Consider the following 2,687-nt stretch of genomic DNA (forward strand, 5'->3'; position numbering starts at 1 on the left):
CAATTTCATGGAATGCATTAAACGACTTTGACGGCCAAATAATGCGCGTAAGAGTTGCAAACCAAACTTACTTTAAAGCAGACCCTCAATGGCGCGGAGTCTTTGTTGATAAGCCAGTTAGCAACCTAGGCGTACAAATAGATTACTTTATATCACCAAACTTATTTATCACAGGTCAAGGCCTAGCCGCCTACGCAGGCAAAGCTGGCGCTTATATGGTAGGTGAAGTCGGCCTAGGCACAAAATGGGCAATTACTGATAATTGGTTTGTAGAAGGCGAAGCTCTGCTAGGCGCGGCTGGCGGCGGCGGTCTAAGAGTTGGCGGCGGATTAGTAGCACAAGGAAACGCCTCTATAGGCTACCAAATAACAGACGCGCTATCAATTTTAGCCACGGCAGGCCGTATGGAGGCATTAAAGGGTGACTTTAAAGCTAATGTGGCGGGTATATCGTTAGCTTATCAATTTACGGGGTTTACGGCGAAATAAGATTGAATACAAATTAACTAGCGAATTTCTTGTATAACTTGTAGATACTTATCAATTACAAATCGCTCATCAAACTCGCTCTCCATTTTCAAACGACCTGCAGCCCCCATAGAGTAACGTTCTAGCGGTGTCTTTTGAATCATCTCTAACATTTTTTCCGCTAAATCTAGTGGATCTCGCACTTTGCAAAGCATGCCATTGAGGCCATCATCAACTGCATCGCGACAACCAGTTACATCTGTTGTTACAATTGGTCTACCTATTGCAGCTGCCTCTAACAATGAGCGTGGCACGCCCTCACGATAAGATGGTAACACCACGCAATCAGCGGCAACCATATAGTGCTTCACATCATCTGATACTCCAAGGTACTCAACCACACCTTCTTTTACCCAATCTGCCATCTGCTCACTAGAAACAGCTGATGGATTTTTAACATCCAAAAAACCAAGTAGTTGAAATTTTATATCAGGATATGTGCTGCGCAAAATTCGTGCAGCCTCAACATATTCGCCAACACCTTTATCCCATAGCAAGCGTGCAACAAGTAAAAAACAAAATGTTTGATTTTTTGACGACTGCATCGGTGTATAGGGGAATTTAACGAGATCAATACCAGACCCAGGTAGTCGGCTCACCTTGTTTACTGTAACTAAACCCTGCTCAACAAACATCTGCAAATCTTCGTTATTCTGAAAAAATACATGGCATGAGCGCGACAAAGCTAACTTGTAAAGTCTTCTTACCAAACGTGTCAGCCAATTATCTCGCATAAATACAGCACCCAATCCTGCTATATTATTTATCACAGGAATACCCAACATATGAGCTGCAAGTGATCCGAAAATATTTGGTTTGATGGTATAGCCCAAAAATACATCAGGGCGTTCATTACGGAGTAATTTCAAGAACCGAAAAAATAACAATAAATCACGCCCAGGATGAGTGCCCTTGTTATCCATCGGCAATGCAACGAATCGACAGCCGAGCTCAGTAAGACGCGATGCATAATCATCACTTGGTGCAACTGTTACCACCTCATACCCATTTGCAACCAAAGCTCTTATTAAACCAGCGCGGAAATTAACTAAATTCCAAGCAGTATTTAAACCAATAACTACTTTCATGTACTTGAGTCATCTTTAACCAAAACCATTGAAAAAGTTTCCGCCGCTTGACGCCCAGCGATTGCCTTAAATAGCATTATCCAAAATCGCCATACCAAATAAACTGGAAACAAGAAGCTGAAATAGCTACTGATAAAATAATAGCGGGATTCCCCTTCTTTCAAACCACTTTGCTTTGCCATTGCAATAAAATCATTTGGTGTACATTTATAGTAAAAACTGGGAAACCCCTGCGCAGTACTTGTTGATGGGTAAACACTAAACAAAATTTTCCGCTTAATATTTTCGGGTAATAAAATATTGAGTCGAGCAAATATGGCGTTACGACTTGGTACGAAAATTAATGCCTTACCTCCAGGTTTTAATAAAGTTGCAATAGATCTAATAGCACCTTCAGTGTCTTTAAAATGCTCCAACACCGCTTGGCAAATTACTAAGTCACCATCACCAAACCCTTCAACCTTTGCAATATCGGCACAAATGGTTTCGTCATAACCCCCAACTGGGGCACGATCTAACTCCGACTGACAAATATCTATACCAACTACAGTTAAACCAAGTTGTTGTTTTTTATTGACATCCACGAAAGGTTGTTTGCCCCCTCCCACATCGTAAATTTTCATTCCTTGCTGCAAATATGATGGTGCCATTCGATTAATGAAATCTTTATTACCATCCACCAAAAAAGTTGATGGTAAAAACCTTCTATCAAACCATTTGCTTAAACTAACATTAGCATTCATGAACTTTCTCAACACACTCATCTCCCACTCTCCTGTTCTAGCCACGCTTGAAACATTAACACACTCCACAAAAGTGCCATCCAATTACGCTGACTACTTAAATGCTCTGCCCAAATTTTTCGAATATATGCCGGATGAAAATATCCTTCGCGCCTTAAGCGCTCTTCACTTATTAAGCTTTCTGCCCACTCACGTAAAGGTCCTCGTAGCCAATCGTGTAGTGGTACACCAAAGCCCATTTTAGGCCTATCTATTAGCTCACGTGGTACGTGGCGATAAAGCATTTGGCGCAACGGCCATTTAGTTTGGCCCTCACGCATTTTATAATT

At 41.5% G+C, this 2,687-nt stretch carries 4 protein-coding genes; 1 reads left to right on the forward strand and 3 read right to left on the reverse strand.

Annotated features, from left to right (window positions below):
* Positions 1-488 (forward strand): hypothetical protein (locus HOO90_RS10235; RefSeq protein WP_292842689.1); only part of this gene is annotated, 488 nt, incomplete at its 5' end.
* A 17-nt stretch (positions 489-505) separates the two neighbouring features.
* Here HOO90_RS10235 and HOO90_RS10240 read toward each other — a convergent pair.
* The 3 genes from HOO90_RS10240 to HOO90_RS10250 form a co-directional block, all read right to left on the reverse strand.
* Positions 506-1,615 (reverse strand): glycosyltransferase family 4 protein, encoded by a 1,110-nt coding sequence (locus HOO90_RS10240; protein WP_292842691.1) that lies wholly within the window; start codon positions 1,613-1,615, stop codon positions 506-508.
* Positions 1,612-2,358: a bifunctional 2-polyprenyl-6-hydroxyphenol methylase/3-demethylubiquinol 3-O-methyltransferase UbiG gene (locus HOO90_RS10245; RefSeq protein WP_292842693.1), complete on the reverse strand. Its 747-nt coding sequence runs from the start codon at positions 2,356-2,358 to the stop codon at positions 1,612-1,614. The genes HOO90_RS10240 and HOO90_RS10245 overlap by 4 nt, the downstream gene beginning before the upstream one ends.
* Before the next feature lie 17 nt (positions 2,359-2,375).
* Positions 2,376-2,687, reverse strand: a 312-nt coding sequence (locus HOO90_RS10250) for an asparagine synthase-related protein (protein WP_292842695.1), incomplete at its 5' end; no start/stop codon positions are given.

The sequence above is a fragment of the Methylotenera sp. genome, from assembly GCF_013141425.1.
Lineage (GTDB): Bacteria > Pseudomonadota > Gammaproteobacteria > Burkholderiales > Methylophilaceae > Methylotenera.

Bases quoted from the DNA above. Each gene is read 5' to 3' on its own strand.
- HOO90_RS10240 (WP_292842691.1), bottom strand. From the start codon at position 1,615: ATGAAAGTAGTTATTGGTTTAAATACTGCTTGGAATTTAGTTAATTTC.
- HOO90_RS10245 (WP_292842693.1), bottom strand. From the start codon at position 2,358: ATGAATGCTAATGTTAGTTTAAGCAAATGGTTTGATAGAAGGTTTTTA.